Genomic DNA, 23,852 nt, shown 5'->3' on the forward strand with positions numbered 1-23,852 from the left:
TGTACTAGTGCTCGAGAGTGGTCTGCATCGTCATTAGTGAGTACGCCACAGTGGGCTGGGTGTACTGTCTCCTGGCCTCTCCTTAGCGGTGTGCCCGGCTACCTCTTGGCGTGACGGCCGCGCTGCGGCGGGTTGTTCGGGGGGTTCTGGGGGCGCAGGATCTGGGTGGCGTGGTCCTGGGCCTCGGGGGCAGGCGGGGCACCGGGGGCGGGCGGGGTGCCCGGGGCACCGTGGGCCGGCGCAGTGCCGGGGGCGGGCGGGGCCCCGTGAGTCGGCGGGGTCCCGTAAGCCGGCGGGGTGCCGTGAGCAGGCAGCGTGCCGTAAGCCGGCGGGGTCCCGTGGGCCGGCGGCGTCCCGTGGGAGGGGCGGTCCTGGGCCGGGGGGTTCTTCTTGGACTGGCTGCGGGCCTTCAGCACCTCGATCACGATCGGCACGACCGAGAGCAGCACGATGCCGATCAGGATGAGCTCGATGTTCTTGTGGACGAACTCCACGTTGCCGAGGGCCGCGCCCAGCAGGGTCACTCCGGCGCCCCACAGCACGCCGCCGATGATGTTGTACGTGATGAACGTGCGGTAGTTCATCCTGCTGACGCCGACGATGATCGGCGTGAAGGTGCGCACGATGGGCACGAAGCGGGCCAGGATCAGCGCCTTCGGGCCGTGTTTCTCGAAGAACTCGTGGGCCTTCTGGACGTTCTCCTGCTTGAAGATCTTGGAGTCCGGCCGCCGGAACAGCGCGGGACCCACCTTCCGGCCGAAGAGGTAGCCGACCTGGTCGCCGAGGATCGCCGCCAGCACGATCAGCGTGCACAGCAGCCACAGCGGCATGTCCAGCTTGCCAGTGGTGACCAGCAGCCCGGCGGTGAACAGCAGCGAGTCGCCGGGCAGGAAGAAGCCGATCAGCAGGCCGGACTCGGCGAAGACGATCGCGAGCAGTCCCCACGGGCCGAACGTGTTCAGCAGAAAGTCCGGGTCCAGCCAGGCCGGTCCTAGCGCAAGCGTATTCACGAGTTCCGGACTCCAGGTCTGATCGTGTGCGGTGGGCTGCCCAAAGTACCAACGCCTGGGGGTGGGGGCGGGTTCCCCTCGGGCTCCCAGGGTGCGCTGCGCCCGGACCGGCGCACCACGCTCCCCCGCAAATCACCCGAAGCCCCCCCCTCGCGCGGCCCGCCCGCACCGGGGTACGGCCGCGCGAGGGGGCCCGGGGGTGATGCCCGGATCAGAGGTGGCGCAGGGAGTTGGCCAGGATGGCATCGCGCAGGTAGACCGCGAGGCCGGGCCGGATCGCCTCGTAGGTGGCCGTGAACCGCTCGTCGGCGACGTACATCTCACCGAGGTTCGCGTGCATCTCGTGCGAGCAGTCGTAGTGGTCACTGGAGATGACCAGCCGGTGCTCCTCGGCGGCGTCCATCGCTTCCGGGGAGTCCGCGGGGACGCCTGCCGCCATCAGGCCGGCGACCTTGCGGTGTGCGGCGTCGAAGCGCTCGGTGACGCGCTTCCAGTCCTCCTTGGTGTAGCCGGCGGTCCGGCGCTGGGACTGGCGCCAGGCTTCCGTGCCGCCCCAGCGCCGCTCGGCCTCCTCCGCGTACTGGTCGGGGTCGAAGTCGCCGAAGACCTCGAACTTCTCCTCGGGCGTGAGGTTGATGCCCATTTTCTGTGCCTCCATGGCTGTTTCGACGGCGGCGGCCATCTCCTGGAGTCGGGTGATCCGGCCGGACAGCAGCTGGTGCTGGCGGCGCAGGTGTTCCCGCGGGTCCGCCGCCGGATCGTCCAGAAGGGCCGCCACCTGGTCGAGAGGGAAGCCGAGCTCCCGGTAGAACAGGATCTGCTGCAGCCGGTCCAGGTCGCCGTCGTCGTAGCGACGGTGTCCCGCGTGGCTGCGTCCGCTCGGGGAGAGCAGACCGATCGCGTCGTAGTGGTGCAGGGTCCGCACGGTCACTCCGGCGACCTCGGCGACCTGTCCCACGGCGTAGCTCATGGCGGTCGGCTCCCCTTCTCTTCGGGGTGGGGTGTTCTTCGGTACGCCCTGAAGCCTGCGCCCTCACGTCACGTGAGGTGCAAGCCCGGCCGCCCGGGCACCCTCGCGCCCCGCCGTCCCGCCCCCGCTCAGAAGGGGTACTCGGAGCGGCCGTGCTGGATGGAGATCCACTTGTGGGTGGTGAACACGTCCACCGTGGACTCGCCGTTCATCCGGCCGATGCCGGAGGCCTTCTCGCCGCCGAAGGCCACCAGGGGGTCGTCCTGGATGGTCGAGTCGTTGATGTGCATCATCCCGGTGTGGACGCGCTGGGCGAACCGCACCCCGCGCTCCACGTTCCCGGTGTGGACGGCGCCGCTCAGGCCGTACGGGCTGTCGTTGGCGATCCGGACCGCCTCGTCGTCGCCCTCGAAGGGCAGCAGGAGGGCGACCGGCCCGAAGATCTCCTGTTCCAGGATGGGCGAACCCTCGGGCAGATCGGTCAGTACGGTCGGTTCCACCAGGTTGCCGCGCGTAGCACCCCGTACGAGAGCGGTCGCGCCCTCGGCGAGGGCGGTCTCGACCAGGCCGGTGAGGGCGTCCGCGTGGAAGGTGTTGATGACGGGGCCCAGGTGGGTGGCGGGGTCGGCGGGGTCGCCGGTGCGCAGGGTGCGGACCTTGGCGACGAACTTCTCCCGGAACTCCTCCTCCACCGACCGGTCCACCAGGATCCGGTTGGCGGCCATGCAGACCTGCCCCTGGGAGACGAAGCGGCTGAAGACGGCCGCGTCGACCGCGTAGTCGAGGTCGGCGTCGTCCAGGACGGCCAGGGCGCTGTTGCCGCTGAGGGAGAGCACGGTGCGCTTGAAGCGGGCGCCGGCGACGGCGGCGACGTGGCGGCCGGTGCGGTCGGAACCCGTGAAGGCGATCACCTTGGGGACGGGGTGCTCCAGGAGCGCGTCGCCTATCTCCGCTATGTCGGTGATCAGGACGTTGAGCAGGCCCGCGGGCAGTCCGGCGTCCTCGAAGAGGCGGGCTATCAGGCCGCCGCCGACCACCGGGGTGTTCTGGTTGGGCTTGATGACGACGGCGTTGCCGAGGGCGAGCGCGGGGGCGGCGGCCTTCATGCCGGTGAGGAAGGGGAAGTTGAAGGGGCTGATGACACCGACGACGCCGACCGGGAGGCGGTGCACCCGGTTCTCCTTGCCGGGGACCGGGGAGGCCAGGATGCGGCCCTCGGGCAGGGTGGCCAACTGCGTGGCCTCGCGCAGGAATTCCATCGCGAGGCGGACCTCGTACGTCGCCTTCACCCGCGTGCCCCCCACCTCCGCGGTGATGGCGGCGACGATGGCGCCCTCCCGGTCCTCGACCAGGCGCAGCACCTTCTCCACGATGTCGCGGCGGGCGTACGCGTTGACGGCCGCCCACTCCCGCTGGGCACGCTCGGCGGCGCGGTAGGCGTCGTCGACCTCCCGGACGGAGGCGACGGTGATCGCGGCGAGCTTCTCCCCGTTGTACGGGTTGAAGTCGATGATGTCCCACGAGCCGCTGCCGGTCCGCCACTCGCCGTCGATGTACTGGTGGGCCAGGTCGGTGAAGAAGGACATGCGATCCCTTAGGTCTGCCACTAGCTCTGCCACGGTGGTCCCGGGTGCCGCGGGTGCGGCGGGTGCGGCACCCGCGACCGGTGCGCCGGATGCGGCACAGGCTGCTGGTGCGACTGCTGGTGCGGGTTTCCCATGACGTCTGATGCTCGCGGGGCGGCTGAGGTTCCGTCAACGTACATATGGATCAGATCAGTTGCAGGAGTCCGCGCAGGACGTCCCGGGTGGCGGAGGGACTGGGGCAGTCCTCCTGGAGGCGGTCCATCACGCGCTCGTACTGCGTGACTTCCTCGTGCTTGTCCAGGTAGAGCGCGCTGGTCAGCTGCTCCAGGTAGACCAGGTCGGAGAGGTCCGACTCGGGGAAGCGCAGCAGGGTGAAGGCGCCGCTCTCGCCCGCGTGGCCGCCGAAGTTGAACGGCATCACCTGAAGTGTGACGTTTTCCCGCTCGGAGATGTCGATCAGGTGCTGCAACTGGCCGCGCATGACGCCGCGGTCGCCGTACGGGCGCCGCAGCGCGGCCTCGTCGAGCACGGCGTGGAAGTGCGGGGCCCGCTCGGACACCAGCGCCTTCTGCCGCTCCAGGCGCAGCGCGACACGGCGGTCGACCTCGGCCGCGGTGGCGTGCGGGATGCCGCGCGAGACGACGGAGTGCGCGTACGACTCGGTCTGCAACAGGCCGTGGACGAACTGGACTTCGTATATCCGGATGAGCGAAGCCGCACCTTCGAGGCCCACGTACGTCTGGAACCAGCCCGGCAGTACGTCGCCGAAGCTGTGCCACCACCCCGCGAGGTTCGCCTCCCGCGCCAGCGCGAGCAGTGAGTCGCGTTCCGCGCCGTCCGTCACTCCGTAGAGGGTAAGGAGGTCCTCTACGTCCCTGGCCTTGAAGCTCACCCGTCCCAACTCCATGCGGCTGATCTTCGATTCGGAGGCACGGATCGAGTAGCCGGCCGCCTCGCGGGTGATGCCGCGCGATTCGCGCAGGCGCCTGAGCTGAGAGCCCAGCAGGATGCGCCGCACCACAGATCCGCTCGACTCGCCTGCGGTCACTTCTCCGGCCCTCCCTCTCGGTCATCTGTGCGCGAGGCCCTCCCCCAGGGCCCCGAGAGCCCGAAGTCTGCCACCAAAACGCTTCGCCCCGTACTCATTCGGTTACGGAAATGGCAGGGGTGCGAAAGTGGTCCGAGGAAGAAATGAGCAAGAAACGGCACTCTGTTGCCCAAGTCCGGCGCGTGCACGTGCATCTGCCCTTGCATCTGCTGTGCGCATTCGGAACCATGGTCCGCGCGCACGTATGACCACCGCTGTATCGCCGCGACCGCGACACCCGGGAGTGCCTTCGCATGGGGACCAATGGATCGACCATGCTCGTGCCATTACGGCAGGGCCTTCCTCCCATCGACCCCTCGGCAGTGTCCGGATCGGCGTCCTGCGCGCTGCCGGCGAGATACGAAGCGGTGCGCGGGGCACGGAAGTTCACCAGAACCACGCTCTGCGACTGGCAGCTGGAGGGGTTGTTCGACGACGTCTCGCTGGTGGTCTCCGAGCTCGTCACCAACGCGCTCCGGCACGCTTCCCCGAGCTCTCCACTTCGTTCGAGCAGGGGAGGACCCATCCCCGCGGACACCTCGCGCGAGACCGACCCCCCGGTGCGCTTGCACCTGATGCGCTGGCACTCCCGGCTGGTGTGCGCGGTGCGCGACCCCAGCAGCGAGGGCCCCAGCGCGCGCGAGGGCGACGACTTCTCCGCCGAGTCGGGGCGGGGGCTGTTCCTGGTGGAATCCTTCAGCGACAACTGGGGCTGGCACCCGCTGGCCGGGACGCTGAACGGAAAGGTCGTCTGGGCGCTGTTCCGCCTCGCCGGCGAGTGAGCGCGCCGCACCGGCCCCGCGAGGGCCGCAACTAGCCGCCCGTCAGGTGGTCGAACTCGCCGTCCTTGATGCCGAGCAGCATCGCCTCTATCTCGGCACGCGTGTAGACGAGGGCCGGGCCCTCGGGGTGCCGTGAGTTGCGGACGGCCACGTTCCCGCCCGGGAGTTTCGCGAACTCGACGCAGGAGCCCTGCGAATTGCTGTGCCTGCTCTTCTGCCAGATCACCCCGTGGAGCTCCGTGGCCGCCATGCCGTTGTATGCGTGGTGCACAGGTAGCTCCCGGAAGTACTGGTCTCAACTGCTGCCTCAACTGCCGGTGACCACTCCCCGTGATCACCGCCGTTGCTGTCATTGGATGTCGAACTGTCAACTGACCCGGATCATAGCTTCGTTCATCTGCCGATGCATGGGCAGATGCACGTGCACGCGGGGTTGCCTCTTGACTACACAATCGGTTGGCCTTATTGGCGGCCGACCTCTACGTCTAGACGCCCTGGTAGCTTGACGCGTTCCTTCCGCTGAACAACCGGCCGACCAACTTGGGGAGTTTGGAGTGCACCAGCACATTCGTACCGTCGTCGGAACGGCCGCCGTCACGGCGGTCCTGCTGCTGACCGGGTGCAGCAGCGACGGCGCAAAGGACGGCGCGGCCAAGCCGTCGGACAGCGCGGCGAGCACCGGGGGCGGCGCCTCCGCCGGGTCCGGCGACGCCAGTACGTCGCCCGCGGGCGACGCCGGGGCCAAGGACGTCACGGGCTCCTGGACGGCCACCGCCAACGGCAAGCTGGTCGTCCTGACCATCCAGGGCGACATGGCGGGCATCGTCGGCGAGCACCTGTGCACGGGCCGGGTGGTCCGCCAGGGCGGGGTCGCACTGGACCTCAAGTGCCCGAACGGGAACACCGACCGGGCCAAGGGCACGGTGACGGCGGGCGGCGACGGCAAGTCCCTCACGGTGAAGTGGGAGGGCAGCGGCACCGAGGAGAAGTTCACCAAGGCGGCCGGCGGGGACCTGCCCTCGGCGGTGCCGACCGACTTCCCCTCCGGGATGCCCTCGGCGCCGAAACTGCCGTGACCCCGGCCCGGCCTGTCCATGCCTGGCGGGCCGTGCGGGGTGGTGCGGGCCGTGCCGCTGGGTGGTGCGGGCCGTGCTCTCCCTGGGGCGCGGCCCCTACCGGGTGGTGCGGGCCGTGCTCTCCCTGGGACGCGGCCCCTCCTCGGCCAGGGCGTCGGTGACCTCCTCCAGCGCTTCGAGGAGGAGTCCGGCCCCCTTGCGTACGAACCTCTCGTCGCCGGTGGTGTCCTCGGCCCGCCAGGTCTCCAGCGCGGCCCGGAAGGCGTCCCACTTCGGGGCGCGGCGTTCGCGCACGGCGCGGGCCGCCGCGTCGGCGTCGGTGCGCAGGGCCTCGGCGAGGGCGGCGGCCGCCGGGACCGGGCGGGTGTCGCGGGCGGGGAGATGGGCCTCCAGCAGCATCGCCACGCGCGCGAGCTGGGCCAGTGCGTCGGGGGCGTCCGCGGCGGCCGAGCGGGAGAGACCGCGGTGCCTGACGGGCTCGCCGGCGGCCCGCTCCAGGGCGTCCTTCCAGGCCACCCGGGCCTCCCGGGTGGCGAGCAGGGCCTCCCGCACGGCGTCACCGGGGGCACCGGCGGGGTCGGCGTACCGCCGCAGGACCGCGGAGGCGTACCGCCCGTCGGCCACCAGCCAGTCGGCGAGGCGGGTGCGCAGGCGCGGGGTCTCCCAGGCCGGGTAGACCGCGTACGCGAGCATCGCGAGGAGCCCGCCGGCCAGGGTCAGTACGACGCGTTCGGGCACGGTCTGGGTCCACTGGAGGCCGCCCATGCCGAGCAGGAAGACGACGTAGGCGGCGACGCAGACCTGGGAGACGGCGTAGCCCGCGCGCAGCAGCAGGAACATCAGGAACGCGCTGATGACGGCGAGCGCGGCGGACAGCCTGGTGCCGGGGTGGGCGAGCTGGACCAGCGCGGTGGCCAGGGCGACGCCGAGCAGCGTGCCGCCGAACCGGGCGACGGCGCGGGAGTACGTCTGCGAGAAGTCGGGCCGCATCACCATGACGGAGGCCATCGGCGCCCAGTAGCCGTGGCCGAGCGGCAGTGAGGTGCCGACGACGTAGCCGGTGGCGCTGACGGCGGCGACCCGCACGGCGTGCCGGAAGACCGGGGAGTCGCGGCGGAGTTCGCCGCGCATCGCGCGCAGCGCGACCGGGACGAGTTCCAGCACGGTGGGCCGGTGCAGGTGGTCGTCGGGGTCGGCGCGGTGCTCGGGGTGGCGGGCGATCTTCCTGGCGGCCCTGCGGGCGGTCTCCTGGGCGGCGTGCAGGGCGGCGCGGTACTGCGGGCTGCCCGCTTCGGGGGCGCTGCGCCCGGTGTTGGTGGTGCCGCTGCCGCGGGCGGTCTCCACCACGTCGCGCAGCAGGGTGATCAGCCGGGACTCGGCGCGCCTGGCGGGCCCGGTGAGTACGGCGCCCTCCTTGGGGACGGCGAGGACGGCGGTCGCGGCCGGGGACATGATGACGGGCTCGCCGTGCCGGACCGCGCGGGCGGCGGCGTCGAGGGTGGACGCGGCGGCGGCCAGCAGTTCGCGCACCCGGGCCCGTTCCTCCCCCTCGGCGGGTACGCCGAGGGCCGGGTCGGCGAGCGAGGCCAGCACGGGCCTGATGCGTTCGGCGAGGCCGCGGGCGCCGTGCAGTTCGGCGGGACGGCGGCGGGCCTGGCGCGGGGTGATGGCGGCGGCGCTGCGGGCGTTCATCAGCGGCTCGGGGTCGAACGGTGCGACGGGGTCGTGCCGCAGCCGGCGGGCGTAGTCGGCCTCGGCGGCCAGCGCGTCGGCCAGGGCGTCGCGCTGGGCGCCCCAGCGGCGTACGGGCAGCAGCACGATGAGCGCCGCCTGTACGACACCGCCCACCATGATCATCGCGGCGTGCCCCGCGGCGGCCGGAACCGAGGTCGGGAGGGTGACGGTGACCAGCATGATCGCCACGTTGGAACTGGCGATCATGCCGGCGGTCGGCCCGACGGACCAGGCCATCCCCGCCAGGAACGTCCACAGGGCGAGCAGGGAGACGAACAGCACGGGGTGGGACCCGCTGAGGTACCCGACGAAGGTCGTCACGGCCAGGCTCGCCCCGGAAGCCAGCGCCAGGACGGGCCGGGTGCGCCAGCTCCGCTGGAAGGTGGCGAGAGCCGCCTGGAAGGCCCCGAACGCCGAGCTGGCCGCGACGGCGGGCCCGAAGAGCTGGAGGGAGACACCGACGAGGAGCGCGAGGCCGAGCGCCGCTCTGGCGGCGATGAGCGGTTCGAGCCGTTGCCGCTCGACGGTCAGGCCGGAGCGGGCGGTGTGCTTCAGCGCCTGGAGCCAGCTCATGGGTCGAGGGTATCGCTGCGGGGGAAAAGTGGATCAAAGGGGCGTGGGTGGCCGGGGCTGCCCGGGGAGCCCACCCTCAGCCCCCGGGGCGCAGCCGCCCACGGGCGTGGGAGGCCGGGGCTGCCCGAAGAGCCCGCCCTCAGCCCCCGGGACGCAGCCGCCCACGGGCATGGGAGGTCGGGACCGCCTGAGGAGCCCGCCCTCAACCCCCGGGACGCAGCCGCCCACGGGCGTGGGAGGCCGGGACCGCCCGATGAGCCCGCCCTCAGCCCCCGGGGCGCAGCCGCCCACGCCCCTCCCGCGCACCCGCCCCCGGTACGGAGGCCCGGTCGGCGGCGGCCGTGCCGTGTTCCCAGCCCGCCAGGTCGTTCACCCCGCGCACGCGCGTGGACGTGGTGCGCGGGAACATCTGCTCCGCCCGGTCCGTCACCGCCACGTCCCGCGCCGCCAGTACGGGCAACAGGTCGCCCGCGCCCGCCTCCTCCACCACGTGCTCGGTGGCCGCCGCGAGACGGGTGCCCAGCCTGCTCGCGTACGCCGTAAGGAAGGACTGCCGGAACGACTTGGTCCGCTTCCTGCCGCCGGCCCGCTGGGCGGCCTCGGCACGGGTCATCGCCGCGGTCCCCTGCACCAGCAGCGAGGTGTACAGCAGCTCGACCGCCTCCAGGTCGGCGTCGAACCCCACCACCGTGGAGAACCCGAACTCGCTGTTCCACACCGCCCGGCAGCGGTTCGCGGTGGCCACCGCGTCCAGCAGGATCGCCTTGGCCGTCTCGTACGGCGCGTCCACGCCGATCCGGCACGCCCCGGGCCCCGTACCGTCCCCGCCGCCCTGCCCCTGGGCGGCGAGCACGGCCTCGTCGATGCTGTGCCTGGCCATCAGCTCCTGCGCCTTGGCGGTCAGCGCCTCGGCCTCCTCCGGGTACTCGGTGCCCTCGGCCTTGGCGAGCAGGGCGCGTATCCGGGTGAGCATGCGCGGCTCCCCGGCCACCGCCCGCTGCTGCCGCAGAGGTACGGAGTCCCCGGGCGCGGGCCCGACGGGCTCGATCGCGGGCAGCCGTACGAGCGCCCTGAACAGTTCGAGGACCGCTGTGGCCAGGGAGAACCGGTCGGTGCGCTCCCGCCCGGCGAGCGCGTCCCCGTACCTCTCGTCGCTCCGCCAGAAGACCGGTCCGTGCGCACCGAGCTCGCGCAGCTGCGCCTCCCAGCGCGCGGGCACGCGCGCGTGGCGGCGGTTCTCGGCGGTGAGCAGGTCGACGAGGAGGGCGAGGTGCCGCTCGCCGAGGTCGCGGCGTACCAGCCGGGCGACATCGGCGGGCTGCCAGCCCCGCCCCCAGGCCCGGCGCAGCAGCTCCTCGCCCCGCCGCAGCAGCTCGCGCCCCGCTTCGGCCCAGGGGGCGGCGGCCAGCAGGGAGGCGCCGAGGTCCAGGCCGGTGTCGTCGGCGCCCCCGCCCCCGCCGTACACGGCCGCCGCGACCGCTCTCTCGACCTGCTCGGCCGGCGACTCTCCCATCGGGGCTGCGCTCCTGTTCCTCGCGGGTGCGGACGTGCGTACATCCGTACGTTCGCCCGTGGACACGTCTGTCCCAGGAATCGTCGCAGGTGCGCACGTGGGGCACGCGCGCGCGGGGGCTGGTTGTCGGCCCGTACGGGGCCGGGGGCCCGGGGAGTGGCGGGGCCCGGTCCGTACCGACCCCCGCCACTGTCTGCCAGGACGGACCGCTACGCGCGTCCCTTGCGCCGTACGACGATCACCGCGACCACGCCCAGCAGCACGGCGGCACCGCCGACCAGGCCCACGGCCGGCAGTGCGCTGGAGGATCCGGTGGCGGCCAGGTTGCCGGTGGCGGCCGGGTTCCCGGAGACCGGGTCGCCGGTGGTCGCACCGCCGGCCGCGGCCGTGCCGGTGACCCCGCCGAGCTGTGTGCTCGGCGATCCGGAGGGCGAAGGCGCCGCGCTCGTCGGCGCCGCGCTCGCCGTGGCGCCCGGTCCGCCCGCGGGCTGCCCGGTCGGCTTGCCCTCGCCGGGCCTGCCGGGGCGGGTGGCGGTGGCGGTCGGCTTCGGCGGGGCGGTGGTCGGCTTCCCGGTGGGCACGGCGGCCCCCGGCTGCTTGATCTCGAAGCCGTTCTCGTTGGCGGCGCTGCCCTTGCAGGGGATCTTCGCGCCGGTCTCCGGGTGGGTGTAGAGGTCGTCGACGCCCGCGGAGAGGTACCCGTTGGCGAAGTTGATCACCGCGGGAACGTCCTTGGACACGCGCATTCGCAGCTCATGGGTCACCGACTGCTTCGGCTTGAGCGTGCCGATGGGCTCCAGCGCGCCGCCCGAGCCCTCCAGAGCGACCCACTGGCCCGTCTTGTTCGACTTGTACTCGACATCGAGGTACGGGCCCGGCTGGTCCTCCCCGTTCTCCGTCTGGCGGCCGAACGTCACCTGCTGGGTGACCCCCTGCACGTCGGCGGCCGCCGTGCTGGTGACCGTGACGGTGAAGGGCTCCCAGGGGCCGCCGCCGACAACCGGTCCGGTGATCCTGGAGATGTCCGCCTTGATCAGTTTCTGCTCGTAGTCACCGAAGGCCGTGGACACGTCGTAGCAGGCGGGCAGTTCGGCGGCGGTGTCCGCGGCGTGCGCGGCGGGGACCGCGAGGACGGACAGCGCCGCCGTCGCCGTCGCGGCGGCCAGGACATGACGGACGTTCATGGGGCTCCTCTTCCGGTACAGCCGAAACTCACACCTCTGTGACCCGTGGGGTACGGGAGTGGTTGTGTGCCGGGAGCGGGAGAATGCGTAGCGATTGCGTGAAGCCGCCCGCGGGCCCCGGCGAGGCCTCGCCCGACGAGCTCCCCACGGCCCTTGCGACGGCTCGGCGACGGCGCACCGGCGGTTCGGCGGCGGTCCCGTTGTCAGACCCCCCTGCCACACTCGCAAGCATGAACGACCGGTGGGCCATCGCCTCGACGGAGGGCGGCGGCGCGGTCCTGGTTCCGCTCAGCCGGGACGGCCGCCCCGCCGGTGAGACACGCCACGAGCCGGACCTCGCGGAGGCGGTGCGCTCCCGCCCCGAGGTGGGCCGCTGGGTCTGGCGTTCCACCGCCGAGATCTACCCCAGGCTGCTCGCCGCCGGTGTCCGGGTGGAGCGGTGCTACGACATCGAGGACGCCGAGCTCCTCCTGCTCGGCCATGCGGGCCGCTGGGGCGAACCCCGCTCGGCGGCCGCCGCGTACGCCCGCCTGCGCCACCTCCCCGTCCCGCCCGATCCCCCGCAGCGCGCCGCCGAGCCGGGCTCGCAGTCCTCCCTCTTCGAACCGCAGCCGGTGCACGTCCCCTTCGACGCACTGCTCCAGGTGTACGAGGACCAGGTCGCGCGGCACGAAGCGGCCGAACACCCGGACAGGATGCGCTTGTTGACGGCCGCCGAGTCCGCCGGGATGCTCGTCGCCGCCGACATGAACCGGGCCGGACTGCCCTGGCGGGCCGATGTGCACCGCTCCGTACTCGACGAACTGCTCGGCGAGCGGTACGCGGGGGGCGGCGACCCGCGCCGGATGGCCGAGCTCGCGGACCGGGTCTCCGAGGCGTTCGGGCGGCGCGTGCGGCCCGAGCTGCCGGCCGACGTGATCAAGGCGTTCGGTCAGGCCGGGATCAAGGTGCGGTCGACCCGGCGGTGGGAGCTGGAGGAGATCGACCATCCGGCGGTCGAGCCGCTGATCGCGTACAAGAAGCTGTACCGGATCCAGACGGCGCACGGCTGGGGCTGGCTGCAGGACTGGGTGCGCGACGGCCGGTTCAGACCCGGCTACCTGCCGGGCGGCACGGTCACCGGGCGGTGGGTGACCAACGGCGGCGGCGCCCTCCAGATCCCCAAGGTCATCCGCCGGGCGGTGATCGCCGACCCGGGCTGGCTGCTGGTGGTGGCGGACGCCGATCAGATGGAGCCGCGCGTCCTGGCCGCGATCTCCCGCGACCCGGGGCTGATGGACGTGGCCGGCCAGAGCGGCGACCTGTACAAGGCGGTCTCCGACCGGGCGTTCTCCGGCGACCGGGACGCCGCCAAGCTTGCGATCCTCGGCGCGATGTACGGCCAGACCTCCGGCGACGGCCTGAAGAACCTCGCCGCCATGCGCCGAAGATTCCCGCGCGCCGTGGGGTACGTGGACGACGCGGCGCGCGCGGGCGAGGAAGGCCGTCTCGTACGGACCTGGCTGGGCCGCACCTGTCCGCCCGCCCCGGAATCCGGCGACGACGACGGGGAAGCGGGCATTCCGCAGGCGGCTCCCCCGGAGTCGGGCTCCGCCGACGGCGAGTTCACCCCGGGCTACGCCTCGCGCGACCATCGTGCCCGCGGCCGTTTCACCCGTAACTTCGTCGTGCAGGGCAGCGCGTCCGACTGGGCCCTGCTCATGCTGGCGGCGTTGCGGCAGTCGTTGCACACGGCCGGGATGCGGGCCGAGCTGGTCTTCTTCCAGCACGACGAGGTGATCGTGCACTGCCCGGCCGAGGAGGCGGAGGCGGTCGGGGAGGTGATCCGCGCGGCCGGTGAGCTGGCCGGCCGGATCGCCTTCGGCGAGACCCCGACGCGCTTCCCGTTCACGGTGGCGGCGGTGGAGTGCTACGCGGACGCCAAGTGAGCGGGTCACCGGGTGTGCGGGGGCGGGGGTCGTCCGCATCCCAGGGGGCTCGTGGGGTATTCGGCACCCATGTACGCAGACAGCATCGAACACGCCGAGGTGGAGCTCGCGGCCTCGCGCGACCTCCTGGTGGGCATCGCCCCGTTCCTGGTCGGGCTGGTCCTCGTGGGCATCCTCATAGGCGCCGTGTGGCTGGGTATCCGGGTCAAGAAGCGTGAGCCCGCCGCGCCGCGCCCCGAGGAGCAGCCCCGGGCACCGGAACGGGACCACCCGCCCGGGGAGGTGCAGGAGGTCCGCGAGTCGCAGGCGCTCCCCCAGGACGGTGTCCGACGCACACCGCACCAGCTGGGCGGCCACGGCAACTCGGGCAGCGACAACTCCCACGGGATGTCCGGCAGCGGTGGCCCCAGGACCTGAGCCCGGCGCGCACGCCACGCTCCAGGACCGAGCGCGGCACGCACACGCCACGCCGCACCGCGCCGCGCCGCGCCGCGCCGCGGGACCTGAGCACGGCACGCACACGCCGCGCGAGCTTCCGTACACCCAACACTTCCGTGCACACCAAGCACTTCCGAGCAACATCAGGCACTTCCGAGCAACATCAGGCACTTGAGCATTGACCAGAGGAGGCCCCTCACCATGACCACCCCACACGTCACCCCTGCCACCACCCCCACTGCCGCCACCACCGCCAACCCGACCATCGAAGGCACCCTGCCGGAGGCCTCCCGCCAGGTCACCGGTCTCGCGCTGCAGGGCGCGCTGGTCGACCTCATCGACCTCTCCCTGCTCGCCAAGCAGGCCCACTGGACGATCGTCGGGCCGCGCTTCCGCTCGCTGCACCTCCAGCTCGACGAGATAGTCGACACGGCCCGTGCGTACGCGGACACCGTCGCCGAGCGCGCGTCGGCCATCGGCGTCGCCCCGGACGGCCGGTCGGCGACCGTGGGCGCGAAGTCCGACCTTCCGCAGCCCCCGAGCGGGTGGCTGGCGGACGACGACGTGGTCAAGCTGCTGGTCGAGGCGCTGGGCGGCACGATTCTGCGGATGCGGGAGCGCATCGACGCGACCGACAAGCCGGACCCGGTGACGCAGGACATCTTCATCTCGCTGACCGCTGAGCTCGAAAAGCACCGCTGGATGTTCCAGGCCGAGAACCACTGACTCCACGAGAGGCACAGCCTCCAGCAGGAGCACGCACCACCGACCCCCGGGGCGGGCCGCTGAAGATGCGCGGCCCGCCCCGCTGTGCGTAGCTGGGAGGGACGGACGACCAAGGAGCCCGCACCCATGCCCCAGTCCCCGCAGGAGTCGTACGCGCAGCGGTCACAGGACTCCCAGCAGCCCCAGCAACCTCTGAGGCCCGCGCACACCACGGGCGAGTCCGGGCTCGTCGTCCCCTACGGCGACGCCGGCCCGCTGCCGGTCCTGGCCGTGTACGAGGACTTCCGCTGCCCGTACTGCGCGGCGCTGGAACAGGCGTCGGGCGCCGTGATCCGCGGCTTCGCCGACGAGGGCCGGCTGCGGCTGGAGTACCACTTCGCCGCGTTCCTGGACGGAATGCTCGGCGGGCGGGGTTCGCTGACGGCCCTGAGCGCGGCGGGCGCGGCGGTCAATGTGGGCCCCCAGGAGTTCAAGACCCTGCACGAGGCCCTCTACGCGCAGCAGCCCGACGAGAGCGTCGACTCCTACGGCGAACCCGCAGTCCTGCTGCGCGTCGCCGAGTCCGTCGGCCTGACCGCCCCCGCCTTCCGCGAGGCGGTGGGCGCCGCGACGTACACCCCGTGGGCGGCGGCCGTGGCGGACGCGTTCGGCCGCAGCGGCGTCCCCGGCACCCCGGCCCTGCGCCTCGACGAGGACTCCCTCCACGGCTTCGACCGTACGGGCAGGCCGCTGCGCGCACCGGAGGTCGCCGCCCAGATAGAAACGGCACTCGCCCGCCGCCCGTAGCCACGAAGACGGCCCTTCGACGCACGACAGGCGCCCGGCGCACGACGCCCCACCTCACCATGGGCATCCCCACGAAAACGTAAAGCGACGCAGGTACGCAGGCTTGGCTGTTCCCCAACCCGCCCCGCACTGTCACGCTGTGGACATGGCAGCAGTGGCAGAGGTCTTCTTCCGTCGGCTGAGCAGGTGGCAGGCCGACCAGCAGCGTGAATCCATCGCGGACCTGTACGAGGCGACGTACCGGGACAACGGCGAGGGAACGACGTCCCAGGCGAGCAACCCGTACGATCCGGCCTTCCGCGACCGGCGGACCTTCCTCACCCGCTTCGGGGAGGAAGTACAGCGTCCCGGCTTCGACATGCTGATCGCCACCAAGGGCACCGCCCTGGTGGGCTGCATCTACGGCTATCTCCCCGACCGGCAGGGCGGCTGGTGGTACGGGCGTCACGACATCGCCCCGCGAGAACTGGGCCAACTCCCCGATTCGGGAAAGCTGTTCACCATCGCCGAGCTGATGGTGGACCCGGGCCACCGCCGCCAGAACATCGCGGCCCGCCTCCAGGAACGCCTGCTCGTCCGCGTCGACGCGGACCGCGTCACCACACTCATCGAGCCGTCCAACACCGCGGCGAAGGCGGCGTACGCGGCCTGGTCCTGGAGCCGCACCGGCACCGTACCGGCCGCCGACGGCCGCCCCGAACTGGAGGTCTGGAGCCAGTGGCTGCCCTCGGCCACCCTGGAGAACCACTGAGGCCCCCGCAGAATCCTCATTGACAGGCACGGGCGTGCGGCCGAAAGTCACCCCATGACGCTCCCCACCACACCTTCATCCCCCGCTTCCGCACAGCCCGGCCCGAAGCTCCGCGTGAAGGACTTCGACCACCTGGTCCTCAACGTCACCGACGTCGAACGCTCCCTCGCCTTCTACACCGGCCCGCTGGGCCTCGAACCCGTCCGGGTGGAGGAGTGGCGGGCCGGCAAGGTCCCGTTCCCCTCGGTCCGGGTCACCCCCTCGACCATCATCGACCTGTTCAGCCGCCCCCGCGGCGAGTCGAACGTCGACCACATCTGCCTGGTCGTCGACCCACTCGACTGGCAAGAGGTGATCGCCTCTGACAGGTTCACGGTTCTGGAGGGCCCGGTCCCCCGCTTCGGCGCACGCGGCGACGCCCAGTCGATCTACGTCCAGGACCCGGACGGCAACACGGTCGAGCTGCGCTGGTACCCCCAGGACACGAACGCGCCGGGCACGACGGACACGTCGGACGCGCCGGACGCGCCGGACGCGTCGGGCACGTCGGACGCGCCGGAACAGCGGTAACTCCCGTACCACCGGACATGAAAAAGCCCCAGGTCACGGCGAGTGAGTCCTGGGGCTGATCCGAGCCGCCTTCGGGATTCGAACCCGAGACCTACGCATTACGAGTGCGTTGCTCTGGCCAACTGAGCTAAGGCGGCGCCGCTGCCGTTCACACCATGGTGCGATCAGCAGCGTGGACAAGTCTACACAGTTTCCCGGGGTGCTCCGCCCACCCCGGGGCTGAGGGACTTTCCGCAGGTCACAGGGGAGGTGGCGGGGTCAGGAGCACTGCTTGCCGTCCTTCGGAGGGGTGCCTTCCAGGAGGTAGGTGTTGATCGCGGTGTCGATGCAGTCGCTGCCCCGGTTGTACGCCGTGTGGCCGTCACCGTCGTAGGTGAGGAGAGTGCCGGTGGCGAGCTGGGCGGCCAGGGACTTCGCCCACTTGTACGGGGTGGCGGGGTCGCGGGCGGTGCCGACCACGACGATCGGGGCGGCGCCCTCGGCCTCGATGCGGTGGGGCCTGCCGGTGGCGGGCAGCGGCCAGGAGCCGCAGTTCAGGGAGGCCCACGCGAGGCTTTCGCCGAAGGCCGGGGAGGCCTTCTCGAAGGAGGGGAGGGCGGCGCGGACGTCGTCGGCAGTGGTGAAGGCCGGGGGGAGGTCCAGGCAGTTCACGGCCGTGTTGGCAAACATGAGGTTGCCGTACTTGCCGCCCGGCCCGCGCTCGTAGTAGCTGTCGGCGAGGGCCAGCAACGGGGAGCCGTCGCCGGACCGGGCCGCCTCGAGGCCGGCGCGCAGCTGCGGCCAGGCCCCCTCGTCGTACATCGCGGCGATCGCACCGGTGGTGGCGAGGGACTCGCCGAGCGGGCGGTTCCTGTCCTTCGTGCGGGCGGGCTTGGCGTCGAGGGCGGTGAAGAGCGCCTTCAGGCGGGTGCCGGCCTCGGCGGGGGTGCCGGTGCCGAGCGGGCAGTCCTGCCGCTCGGCACAGTCCGCCGCGAAGGACTGGAACGCGGTCTCGAAGCCCGCCGTCTGGTCGCGGTTCAGCTCACGGGCGGCCAGCGAGGGGTCCATCGCGCCGTCGAGCACGAGGCGCCCCGTGCGGCCGGGGAAGAGTTCGGCGTACGTGGCGCCGAGGAAGGTGCCGTACGAGGCGCCGACGTAGTGCAGCTTCGTGTCCCCGAGGATCTCGCGGAGGAGGTCCATGTCGCGGGCCGCCTCGACGGTCGAGACGTGCGGGAGGATGCGCGCCGACCGCTTCTCGCAGCCCCGGGCGAACTTCTGGTACGCGGCGGACAGCTTCGCCGTCTCTGCGGCGTCGTCGGGAGTCTGGTCGACCTGGGTGTGGGCGTCCATCTCGGGCCCCGACAGGCACTGGACCGGCTCGCTGCGGGCGACGCCGCGGGGGTCGACCGCGACCATGTCGTAGCGGGCACGGACCGGGGCGGGGTAGCCGAGGGCGGCGAACGCCTGCAGGTAGCCGATCGCGGAACCGCCCGGTCCGCCCGGGTTGACCTGCAACGATCCGATGCGCTTGCCCGGACCTGTGGCCTTCTTGCGGGCGACGGCCAGCTTGATGTCCCCGCTGCCGCCGCTCCCGGAGCCGGGCTTCGCGTAGTCGAGCGGTGCCTTCATGCTCGCGCACTCGAAGCCGGGGACGCCGCACGCTTTCCAGGTCAACTTCTGGGCGTAGTACGGGGCGAGTGCCGCCCGGTCCACGGCCTGCCCGGCACCCTGGCCCCGCGCGCCCGACGACACGCTCCCGCTCGGCTGCGCCGACGTACCCGGGGAGCAGCCCGAGGAGCCGGCGAGCAGCAGGCCGGTCGCGGCGAGCAGAGTGGCGGAGGTGCGCAACAGGCGCCTGGTATCCATACCCGGAGCGTAGTGGGACGATGACGCCATGTGCATGCGGGTGGGGTGCGGGTGCCCGTACGAGTGAGGCGGTCAATGCGGCGGGCCCCCGCACGAGGGCCCGAGGTGGAGTGCGGACCGCGGCCCCCGACACGCACCGTGCGGAGGCCGGGCGGCGCCGTGCCTCAGCCCGCGCCTTGCCTCAGCCCGCGCCGCGCCTCAGCCCGCGCCGCGCCTCAGCCCGTCCGCAGGGACACCGCCATGGCTTCGACGGCCAGCAGCGGGGCCACGTTCCGGTCGAGGGCCTGGCGGCAGGCGATGATCGACTCGATGCGGCGCAGGGTGCGTTCGGGGGTGGAGTCGCGGGCGATGCGGTCCAGGGATTCGCGTACGTCCTCATTGGCGAGCGCGACCGAGGAGCCGAGCTGGAGGGCGAGTACGTCGCGGTAGAAGCCCGTCAGGTCGGTGAGCGCCAGGTCGAGACTGTCGCGCTGCGTACGGGTGGAACGGCGCTTCTGACGGTCGGCGAGCTCCTTCATCGCACCCGCCGTACCGCGCGGCATCCGGCCTCCCGCGCCGGCGCCGAGTGCCGCCTTCATGTCCTCGGTCTCCTTCTCGTCGACATCTTCCGCGACCTGCTTGGCGTCCTCACCCGCGGCGTCGACCAGTTCCTGGGCGGCCTTGAGGCAGCCGCCGATGTCGTCGGTGCGCAGCGGGAGACGGAGCACGGCGGCGCGTCTCCTGCGGGCCCGCTCGTCGGTGGCCAGCCTGCGGGCGCGGCCGATGTGGCCCTGGGTGGCGCGGGCCGCGGTCATGGCCGCTTCCGGGTCGATACCGTCGCGCCGTACGAGAACGTCGGCGACGGCGTGCACCGAGGGCGTGCTGAGCGTGAGGTGGCGGCAGCGCGAACGGATGGTGGGCAGCACATCCTCCAGGGAGGGCGCGCAAAGCAGCCAGACCGTGCGCGGGGCGGGCTCCTCGACGGCCTTGAGCAGGACGTTCCCCGCGCCCTCGGTGAGGCGGTCGGCGTCCTCCAGGACGATGACCTGCCAGCGGCCGACTGCCGGGGACAGCTGCGCGCGGCGGACCAGGTCGCGGGTCTCCTTCACACCGATGGAGAGCAGATCGGTGCGGACGATCTCCACGTCGGCGTGCGTCCCCACGAGGGTGGTGTGGCAGCCGTCGCAGAACCCGCAGCCGGGGATGCCGCCCAGTGCGCGGTCGGGGCTGACGCACTGGAGGGCGGCGGCGAAGGCGCGGGCGGCGGTGGAGCGGCCCGAGCCGGGGGGCCCCGTGAAGAGCCAGGCGTGCGTCATCCTGGAGGCGTCGGGGGCGGCGTTCCCCCCGGTCTGGAGGGTGACCTGGGTGTCGGCGTCCCTGGCGGCACCGGCCAGTTGCTCCTGGACGCGGTCCTGGCCGACGAGGTCGTCCCATACGGTCATCCGGGTCCTGCCCTCCTTCTGCTGCTCGGCGGCGCCCCTGCTGGGGGTGCGCTCTCCATTGTGGGTGAGGGCACTGACAACGGGGAAATGGCGGGCCGGCTCGCGGCACCGTCGCCGCGCGGCGGACCGACAGCCGGAAGGGGGAGCCGGCCGAAGCCGACTCCCCCTTCGCCATCCACCCGCCGGGTTCAGGACCTGCGTCCGCCGCGCCCGCCACGGGGGCCGCGGCCCTCGCCGGGGTCGTCCTGATCACCGAGCAGCTCGTCCGCCAGGGACGGCAGGTCGTCGAGCGGAGTCTCCTCCGCCCAGTCCGACCTCCGCCGCGGCCGCTCCATCCGCTCGCCGCCGGGATCGTCCGGGTTGAACTGCGGGAGTTCCCGGGTGCGGTCGGTCCCGTCGCCCCGCGACCGCGCCCCGCTCTCGCCGGCAGCCTCGTCGCGGAAGTACCCCGGCGGAACCCGGTCCGCCATCCCCGCCGCGCCACCGTGCTGCGGGGCGCGCGCCCCGTCACGTACCGGCGGAAGAACGGCGGTCTCGTCCGCGGCACCGGCCGGAGCCTGCTGACCAGGGCGTACCGGCGGCAGTACGGCCGTCTCGTCCGCCGCACCTCGCGGTACGCCGGCGGAGCCACGGGAGCCGGCCCCGGCCCAGGGAGCCGAGTCATCGGCAGGCCCGCGCCCGCTCTCCGGCTCCGCGTCCTTCGTCATGTCCAGCCGTACGACCGGGGTCTGCACGGTCACCTCGCTGTCGGACTCCACCGGGCGCGCACCGGCCGGAGCCGGGGGGGCCGGAGCCGGGGTGGTCGCAGCCGGATCCGGGGTGGCCGGAGCCGGAGTCGCCGAGTGCTCGGCGGGAGTGCCCGACGGTCCGGCGGGAGCGCCCGACTGTCCGGCGGGAGCGCCCGACTGTCCGGCGGGAGCGCCTGACTGTCCGGCGGGAGTGCCCGCCCCCGCAGCTTTGCCCGTCGCCGCCGCCGTAGCGGCAGCCGTCGATGCCCAGGCCGAAGCGGCACTCGCCGTCTCCGCCGCGCGCCGGGCTTCCTCCGCCCGGAGCAGTGCCTCCTCGGCCTTGCGCTGCTTCTCCCGGCGGCGCTCCTCGGCCTCCGCGCGCAGCCGTGCCTCTTCCTCGGCCTGTTTGCGCAGCCTTTCCTGTTCGGCGGCTCGCGCCTTGGCCTCGGCCTCGCGGCGCTTGCGTTCCTCCTCGGCCTGCCTGCGGGCCTCCTCGGCGCGCTGCCTGGCCTCCTCGGCCTGCCGCTCGGCCTCGCGCTGACGCGCCTCCTCGATCTCGCGGCGCTTGCGCTCCTCCTCCTCGGCACGCAGCCGGGCGAGCTGTTCCTGCCGCTCGCGCTCGATCCGCTCCTCCTCGGCCTTGCGCGCGGCCTCCTCCTCGGCGAGGCGCCGTGCCTCCTCCTCGGCGGCCTTGCGGGCGGCTTCGGCTGCGGCGATCTCCTGCTCGGACATCGGCAGCATCCGGTCGAGCCGGTGCCGTACGACGGTGGTGACCGCCTCGGGCTCCTGGCCCGCGTCGACGACCAGGTAGCGGCTCGCGTCGGCGGCCGCCAGCGTCAGGAATCCGGCCCGCACGCGCGCGTGGAACTCCGGCGGCTCCGACTCCAGCCGGTCCGGTGCCTCGGTGAACCGCTCCCGCGCGGTCTCCGGCGACACATCCAGCAGCACCGTCAGATGCGGTACGAGACCGTGCGTCGCCCACCGCGACATCCGTGCGATCTCGGTCGGGGCCAGATCGCGTCCGGCCCCCTGGTAGGCCACCGAGGAGTCGATGTAGCGGTCGGTGATGACCACGGCGCCGCGCTCCAGTGCGGGCCGGACGACCGAGTCGACGTGCTCGGCCCGGTCGGCGGCGTACAGCAGCGCCTCGGCCCGGTTGGAGAGGCCCGCACTCGACACGTCGAGCAGGATCGACCGCAGCCGCTTGCCGATCGGCGTCGCTCCGGGCTCACGCGTCACCACGACCTCGTGGCCCTTGGCCCGTATCCAGTCGGCGATCGCCTTGGCCTGGGTGGACTTGCCCGCGCCGTCGCCGCCCTCCAGGGCGATGAAGAAGCCGGTCGCGGACGGCGCCTGACCGGGCTGGCCGCCGCGGATCGCCTCCCGCAGATCGCGGCGCAGCGGAACGCCCTGCCGGTCGTCCGCTTTGGCGAGTACGAGTGCGGCGACGGGCAGCAGCAGCACACCGACCAGCATCAACGTGTAACCGGCGCCACCGCCCCGTATGAAGACGAAGGTTCCGCTCTGGAGCCGGTGGAAGCCGATCGCGGCGGCCAGCAGGGGTCCGGCGAGGACGCCGACCGCGGCGGTCAGCCGTACGACTGCCTGGAGGTGCTCGGTGGTGCGGGCCCGCCGGTAGTCCTCGGTCTCCAGGTCGAGCAGGGTATGCCCGGTGTTCGCTGCGACGCCTGCGGCGACACCGGCGAGGAGGGCGAGCAGCAGCACGGTCGTGGTGTCGGGCACCAGCGCCATGGCGAGCAGCGCGACGCCGGTGACGGCGATCGCGAGGGCCAGCATGCGGCGGCGCGACAGCGCGGGCAGGACCTTGGCCGCGACCCGGATCCCGACCCCGGTGCCCGCGGCGAGGCCGAGCACCAGCAGCGCGAAGACGGCGGCACCGCGGCCGAGGTCGCTCGCGTGCAGTACGGAGACAGCGGCCGCGGCGGCGATCGCCCCGGTGACGGCGGCGCAGGCGAAGACCAGCAGGGAAATGGCTCCGGTGCGTCCCTTGTCGGGGCCGTTCCCGGCGCTGGGGCGGCGCAGGCCCTCCAGCGGGGACCGCGGACGCGGAGTGTGCGCGTCCGGCAGCTGCAGCATGGCAAGTGTCGAGAGGGAGGCCGCGAAGAGCCCGGCGGCCAGGTATGAACCGAGTGCCGCCTGGTGGTGCGTGAACCAGTCGAGTCCGACCCCGAGCAGCCGCCCGAGCAGGGTAGCCACGAGGAGGGTGGCGGCCGCCGCAGGGATGGCCGCGAAGCCGGTACGGAGGGACAGCTTCCGCAGCGCTTCCAGGTGGTCGGGAAGCGGTCGTACCGCGGCGCCCTCAAGGGGCGGCGCGGGCAGCAGCGCCGGGGCGGCGCTCTGGTGCGCCACCGCCCAGAACCGCTCGGCGACTCCCATGACGAACACGCTGACCAGCAGCATCGCGGGTGCCTTGGCGGGCAGCCAGACCACCCAGAGCGGGGCGACGACGAGCAGCGCGAGCCGCACCCCGTCGGCGGCGAGCATCGCCCACCGCCGGTCCAGCGGCCCACCGGGCGCGACCAGCGCGGACATCGGCCCGAGCAGTACGGCGCCGAAGAGGAGCGTGGCGAGGAGGCGTGCGCCGAACACCGCGGCGACGACGAAGGCGTCGGCGCGGTAGTCACCGCCGAAGAACCCCTGGGGGCCCGCGGCCTCCAGCGTCAGCAGGAGAAGGACAAGGAGGGCGAGAGCGTCCCCGATACCGCCGACGAGCTGTGCGCTCCACAGCCGCCGGAGCGGCTGGTGGCGCAGAAGAGCCCGGACGGCTCGCTCGCGTGAGTCTGCGGCTAGTGCGTCGGAGGTGGGGCTCACGACCGTTGGCTGCTCGGCTCGCGTCATCCAGCCAGCCTATCCGGCCAAACGGGAAGGCATGCGTGAGCGCCCGAACATATGGGCGGACGGGACCGACCAGGCCTGCGGAGACCTGCGCCGGGGCTGACCTCGGGCCACCGGGCCTGCGGAGACCTGCGCGGGGGCTGACCCGGGCGACCGGGCCTGCGGAGACCTGCGCGGGGGCTGCCCCAGGCCACCGGGCCGCGGAGACCTGCGCCGGGGCTGACCCAGCCCTGCGGAGACCTGCGCCGGGGCTGGCCCAGGCCACCGAGCCCGGCTCGGACCTCGAGT

Annotated in this window: 18 protein-coding genes, 1 tRNA gene and 1 pseudogene; 8 read left to right on the forward strand and 12 right to left on the reverse strand. The window is 72.8% G+C overall.

Features of this window, described 5'->3' with window-relative positions:
- Positions 1–98 precede the first annotated feature (98 nt).
- From ACFWVV_RS22530 to ACFWVV_RS22545, 4 genes are all read right to left on the reverse strand, one after another.
- Complete coding sequence (locus tag ACFWVV_RS22530; RefSeq protein WP_384353827.1) at positions 99–1,010, reverse strand: DedA family protein; 912 nt, start codon at positions 1,008–1,010, stop codon at positions 99–101.
- Between the two features lie 211 nt (positions 1,011–1,221).
- A complete protein-coding gene (locus ACFWVV_RS22535; protein WP_384353829.1) occupies positions 1,222–1,980 on the reverse strand; it encodes a MerR family transcriptional regulator in 759 nt (252 codons plus the stop codon).
- A gap of 128 nt (positions 1,981–2,108) precedes the next feature.
- Positions 2,109–3,566 (reverse strand): aldehyde dehydrogenase family protein, encoded by a 1,458-nt coding sequence (locus tag ACFWVV_RS22540; RefSeq protein WP_384353831.1) that lies wholly within the window; start codon positions 3,564–3,566, stop codon positions 2,109–2,111.
- A 184-nt stretch (positions 3,567–3,750) separates the two neighbouring features.
- On the reverse strand, positions 3,751–4,614 hold the full coding sequence (locus ACFWVV_RS22545; RefSeq protein WP_384353833.1) for a helix-turn-helix domain-containing protein: 864 nt from the start codon (positions 4,612–4,614) through the stop codon (positions 3,751–3,753).
- A gap of 293 nt (positions 4,615–4,907) precedes the next feature.
- Between ACFWVV_RS22545 and ACFWVV_RS22550 the strand changes: the two genes are divergently transcribed.
- Entirely contained in the window at positions 4,908–5,435 is a 528-nt protein-coding gene (locus ACFWVV_RS22550; RefSeq protein WP_384353835.1) for an ATP-binding protein, read from the forward strand.
- Positions 5,436–5,466: 31 nt separating this feature from the next.
- Here ACFWVV_RS22550 and ACFWVV_RS22555 read toward each other — a convergent pair whose 3' ends face one another.
- Positions 5,467–5,706 carry a DUF397 domain-containing protein gene (locus ACFWVV_RS22555; RefSeq protein ID WP_384353837.1) on the reverse strand — a complete coding sequence of 80 codons (240 nt, stop codon included), beginning with the start codon at positions 5,704–5,706 and terminating at the stop codon, positions 5,467–5,469.
- Between the two features lie 283 nt (positions 5,707–5,989).
- On the opposite strand from ACFWVV_RS22555, the gene ACFWVV_RS22560 reads away from it, so the two are divergent.
- Positions 5,990–6,511, forward strand: a complete 522-nt coding sequence (locus ACFWVV_RS22560) for a hypothetical protein (protein ID WP_384353839.1) — start codon at positions 5,990–5,992, stop codon at positions 6,509–6,511.
- Positions 6,512–6,607: 96 nt separating this feature from the next.
- Here the strand turns inward: ACFWVV_RS22560 and ACFWVV_RS22565 are convergent, their stop codons facing one another.
- The 3 genes from ACFWVV_RS22565 to ACFWVV_RS22575 form a co-directional block, all read right to left on the reverse strand.
- Complete coding sequence (locus ACFWVV_RS22565; protein WP_384353841.1) at positions 6,608–8,818, reverse strand: FUSC family protein; 2,211 nt, start codon at positions 8,816–8,818, stop codon at positions 6,608–6,610.
- A gap of 265 nt (positions 8,819–9,083) precedes the next feature.
- A complete protein-coding gene (locus tag ACFWVV_RS22570) occupies positions 9,084–10,331 on the reverse strand; it encodes a DUF2786 domain-containing protein (protein ID WP_384353843.1) in 1,248 nt (415 codons plus the stop codon).
- Positions 10,332–10,540: 209 nt separating this feature from the next.
- Positions 10,541–11,515 (reverse strand): hypothetical protein, encoded by a 975-nt coding sequence (locus ACFWVV_RS22575; protein ID WP_384353845.1) that lies wholly within the window; start codon positions 11,513–11,515, stop codon positions 10,541–10,543.
- A 230-nt stretch (positions 11,516–11,745) separates the two neighbouring features.
- Between ACFWVV_RS22575 and ACFWVV_RS22580 the strand changes: the two genes are divergently transcribed.
- From ACFWVV_RS22580 to ACFWVV_RS22605, 6 genes and pseudogenes are all read left to right on the forward strand, one after another.
- Positions 11,746–13,443: a bifunctional 3'-5' exonuclease/DNA polymerase gene (locus ACFWVV_RS22580; protein WP_384353847.1), complete on the forward strand. Its 1,698-nt coding sequence runs from the start codon at positions 11,746–11,748 to the stop codon at positions 13,441–13,443.
- A 69-nt stretch (positions 13,444–13,512) separates the two neighbouring features.
- Positions 13,513–13,860, forward strand: a complete 348-nt coding sequence (locus ACFWVV_RS22585; RefSeq protein WP_384353849.1) for a DUF6479 family protein — start codon at positions 13,513–13,515, stop codon at positions 13,858–13,860.
- Positions 13,861–14,145: 285 nt separating this feature from the next.
- Positions 14,146–14,607 carry a Dps family protein gene (locus ACFWVV_RS22590; protein ID WP_384353972.1) on the forward strand — a complete coding sequence of 154 codons (462 nt, stop codon included), beginning with the start codon at positions 14,146–14,148 and terminating at the stop codon, positions 14,605–14,607.
- A gap of 126 nt (positions 14,608–14,733) precedes the next feature.
- The gene (locus ACFWVV_RS22595; protein WP_384353851.1) at positions 14,734–15,393 is read left to right on the forward strand and encodes a DsbA family protein; all 660 of its coding nucleotides are present in this window, start codon (positions 14,734–14,736) and stop codon (positions 15,391–15,393) included.
- Positions 15,394–15,538: 145 nt separating this feature from the next.
- The gene (locus ACFWVV_RS22600; RefSeq protein ID WP_384353853.1) at positions 15,539–16,144 is read left to right on the forward strand and encodes a GNAT family N-acetyltransferase; all 606 of its coding nucleotides are present in this window, start codon (positions 15,539–15,541) and stop codon (positions 16,142–16,144) included.
- A gap of 54 nt (positions 16,145–16,198) precedes the next feature.
- Positions 16,199–16,627: pseudogene (locus ACFWVV_RS22605) on the forward strand (VOC family protein); the annotation flags it as partial.
- A gap of 150 nt (positions 16,628–16,777) precedes the next feature.
- On the opposite strand, the gene ACFWVV_RS22610 reads toward ACFWVV_RS22605, so the two are convergent.
- The 4 genes from ACFWVV_RS22610 to tmk all read right to left on the reverse strand — a co-directional run bounded on the left by ACFWVV_RS22610 (position 16,778) and on the right by tmk (position 23,567).
- Positions 16,778–16,851: transfer RNA gene (locus ACFWVV_RS22610), tRNA-Thr, on the reverse strand.
- Positions 16,852–16,972: 121 nt separating this feature from the next.
- Positions 16,973–18,559, reverse strand: a complete 1,587-nt coding sequence (locus ACFWVV_RS22615; protein ID WP_384353855.1) for an alpha/beta hydrolase — start codon at positions 18,557–18,559, stop codon at positions 16,973–16,975.
- 215 nt (positions 18,560–18,774) lie between these two features.
- On the reverse strand, positions 18,775–19,980 hold the full coding sequence (locus ACFWVV_RS22620; RefSeq protein ID WP_384353857.1) for a DNA polymerase III subunit delta': 1,206 nt from the start codon (positions 19,978–19,980) through the stop codon (positions 18,775–18,777).
- Positions 19,981–20,168: 188 nt separating this feature from the next.
- Entirely contained in the window at positions 20,169–23,567 is a 3,399-nt protein-coding gene (tmk, locus tag ACFWVV_RS22625; RefSeq protein WP_384353859.1) for a dTMP kinase, read from the reverse strand.
- Positions 23,568–23,852: the final 285 nt, after the last annotated feature.

This window comes from Streptomyces sp. NPDC058663 (assembly GCF_042716745.1).
Classification (GTDB): domain Bacteria; phylum Actinomycetota; class Actinomycetes; order Streptomycetales; family Streptomycetaceae; genus Streptomyces.

What these genes read in the sequence shown, in the direction of transcription:
- ACFWVV_RS22550 (WP_384353835.1), top strand. Translation starts at nt 4,908, where the DNA reads ATGGGGACCAATGGATCGACCATGCTCGTGCCATTACGGCAGGGCCTT.
- tmk (WP_384353859.1), bottom strand. Translation starts at nt 23,567, where the DNA reads ATGACGCGAGCCGAGCAGCCAACGGTCGTGAGCCCCACCTCCGACGCA.
- ACFWVV_RS22585 (WP_384353849.1), top strand. Translation starts at nt 13,513, where the DNA reads ATGTACGCAGACAGCATCGAACACGCCGAGGTGGAGCTCGCGGCCTCG.
- ACFWVV_RS22595 (WP_384353851.1), top strand. Translation starts at nt 14,734, where the DNA reads ATGCCCCAGTCCCCGCAGGAGTCGTACGCGCAGCGGTCACAGGACTCC.
- ACFWVV_RS22535 (WP_384353829.1), bottom strand. Translation starts at nt 1,980, where the DNA reads ATGAGCTACGCCGTGGGACAGGTCGCCGAGGTCGCCGGAGTGACCGTG.
- ACFWVV_RS22615 (WP_384353855.1), bottom strand. Translation starts at nt 18,559, where the DNA reads ATGGATACCAGGCGCCTGTTGCGCACCTCCGCCACTCTGCTCGCCGCG.
- ACFWVV_RS22600 (WP_384353853.1), top strand. Translation starts at nt 15,539, where the DNA reads ATGGCAGCAGTGGCAGAGGTCTTCTTCCGTCGGCTGAGCAGGTGGCAG.
- ACFWVV_RS22570 (WP_384353843.1), bottom strand. Translation starts at nt 10,331, where the DNA reads ATGGGAGAGTCGCCGGCCGAGCAGGTCGAGAGAGCGGTCGCGGCGGCC.
- ACFWVV_RS22575 (WP_384353845.1), bottom strand. Translation starts at nt 11,515, where the DNA reads ATGAACGTCCGTCATGTCCTGGCCGCCGCGACGGCGACGGCGGCGCTG.
- ACFWVV_RS22580 (WP_384353847.1), top strand. Translation starts at nt 11,746, where the DNA reads ATGAACGACCGGTGGGCCATCGCCTCGACGGAGGGCGGCGGCGCGGTC.
- ACFWVV_RS22620 (WP_384353857.1), bottom strand. Translation starts at nt 19,980, where the DNA reads ATGACCGTATGGGACGACCTCGTCGGCCAGGACCGCGTCCAGGAGCAA.
- ACFWVV_RS22565 (WP_384353841.1), bottom strand. Translation starts at nt 8,818, where the DNA reads ATGAGCTGGCTCCAGGCGCTGAAGCACACCGCCCGCTCCGGCCTGACC.
- ACFWVV_RS22540 (WP_384353831.1), bottom strand. Translation starts at nt 3,566, where the DNA reads ATGTCCTTCTTCACCGACCTGGCCCACCAGTACATCGACGGCGAGTGG.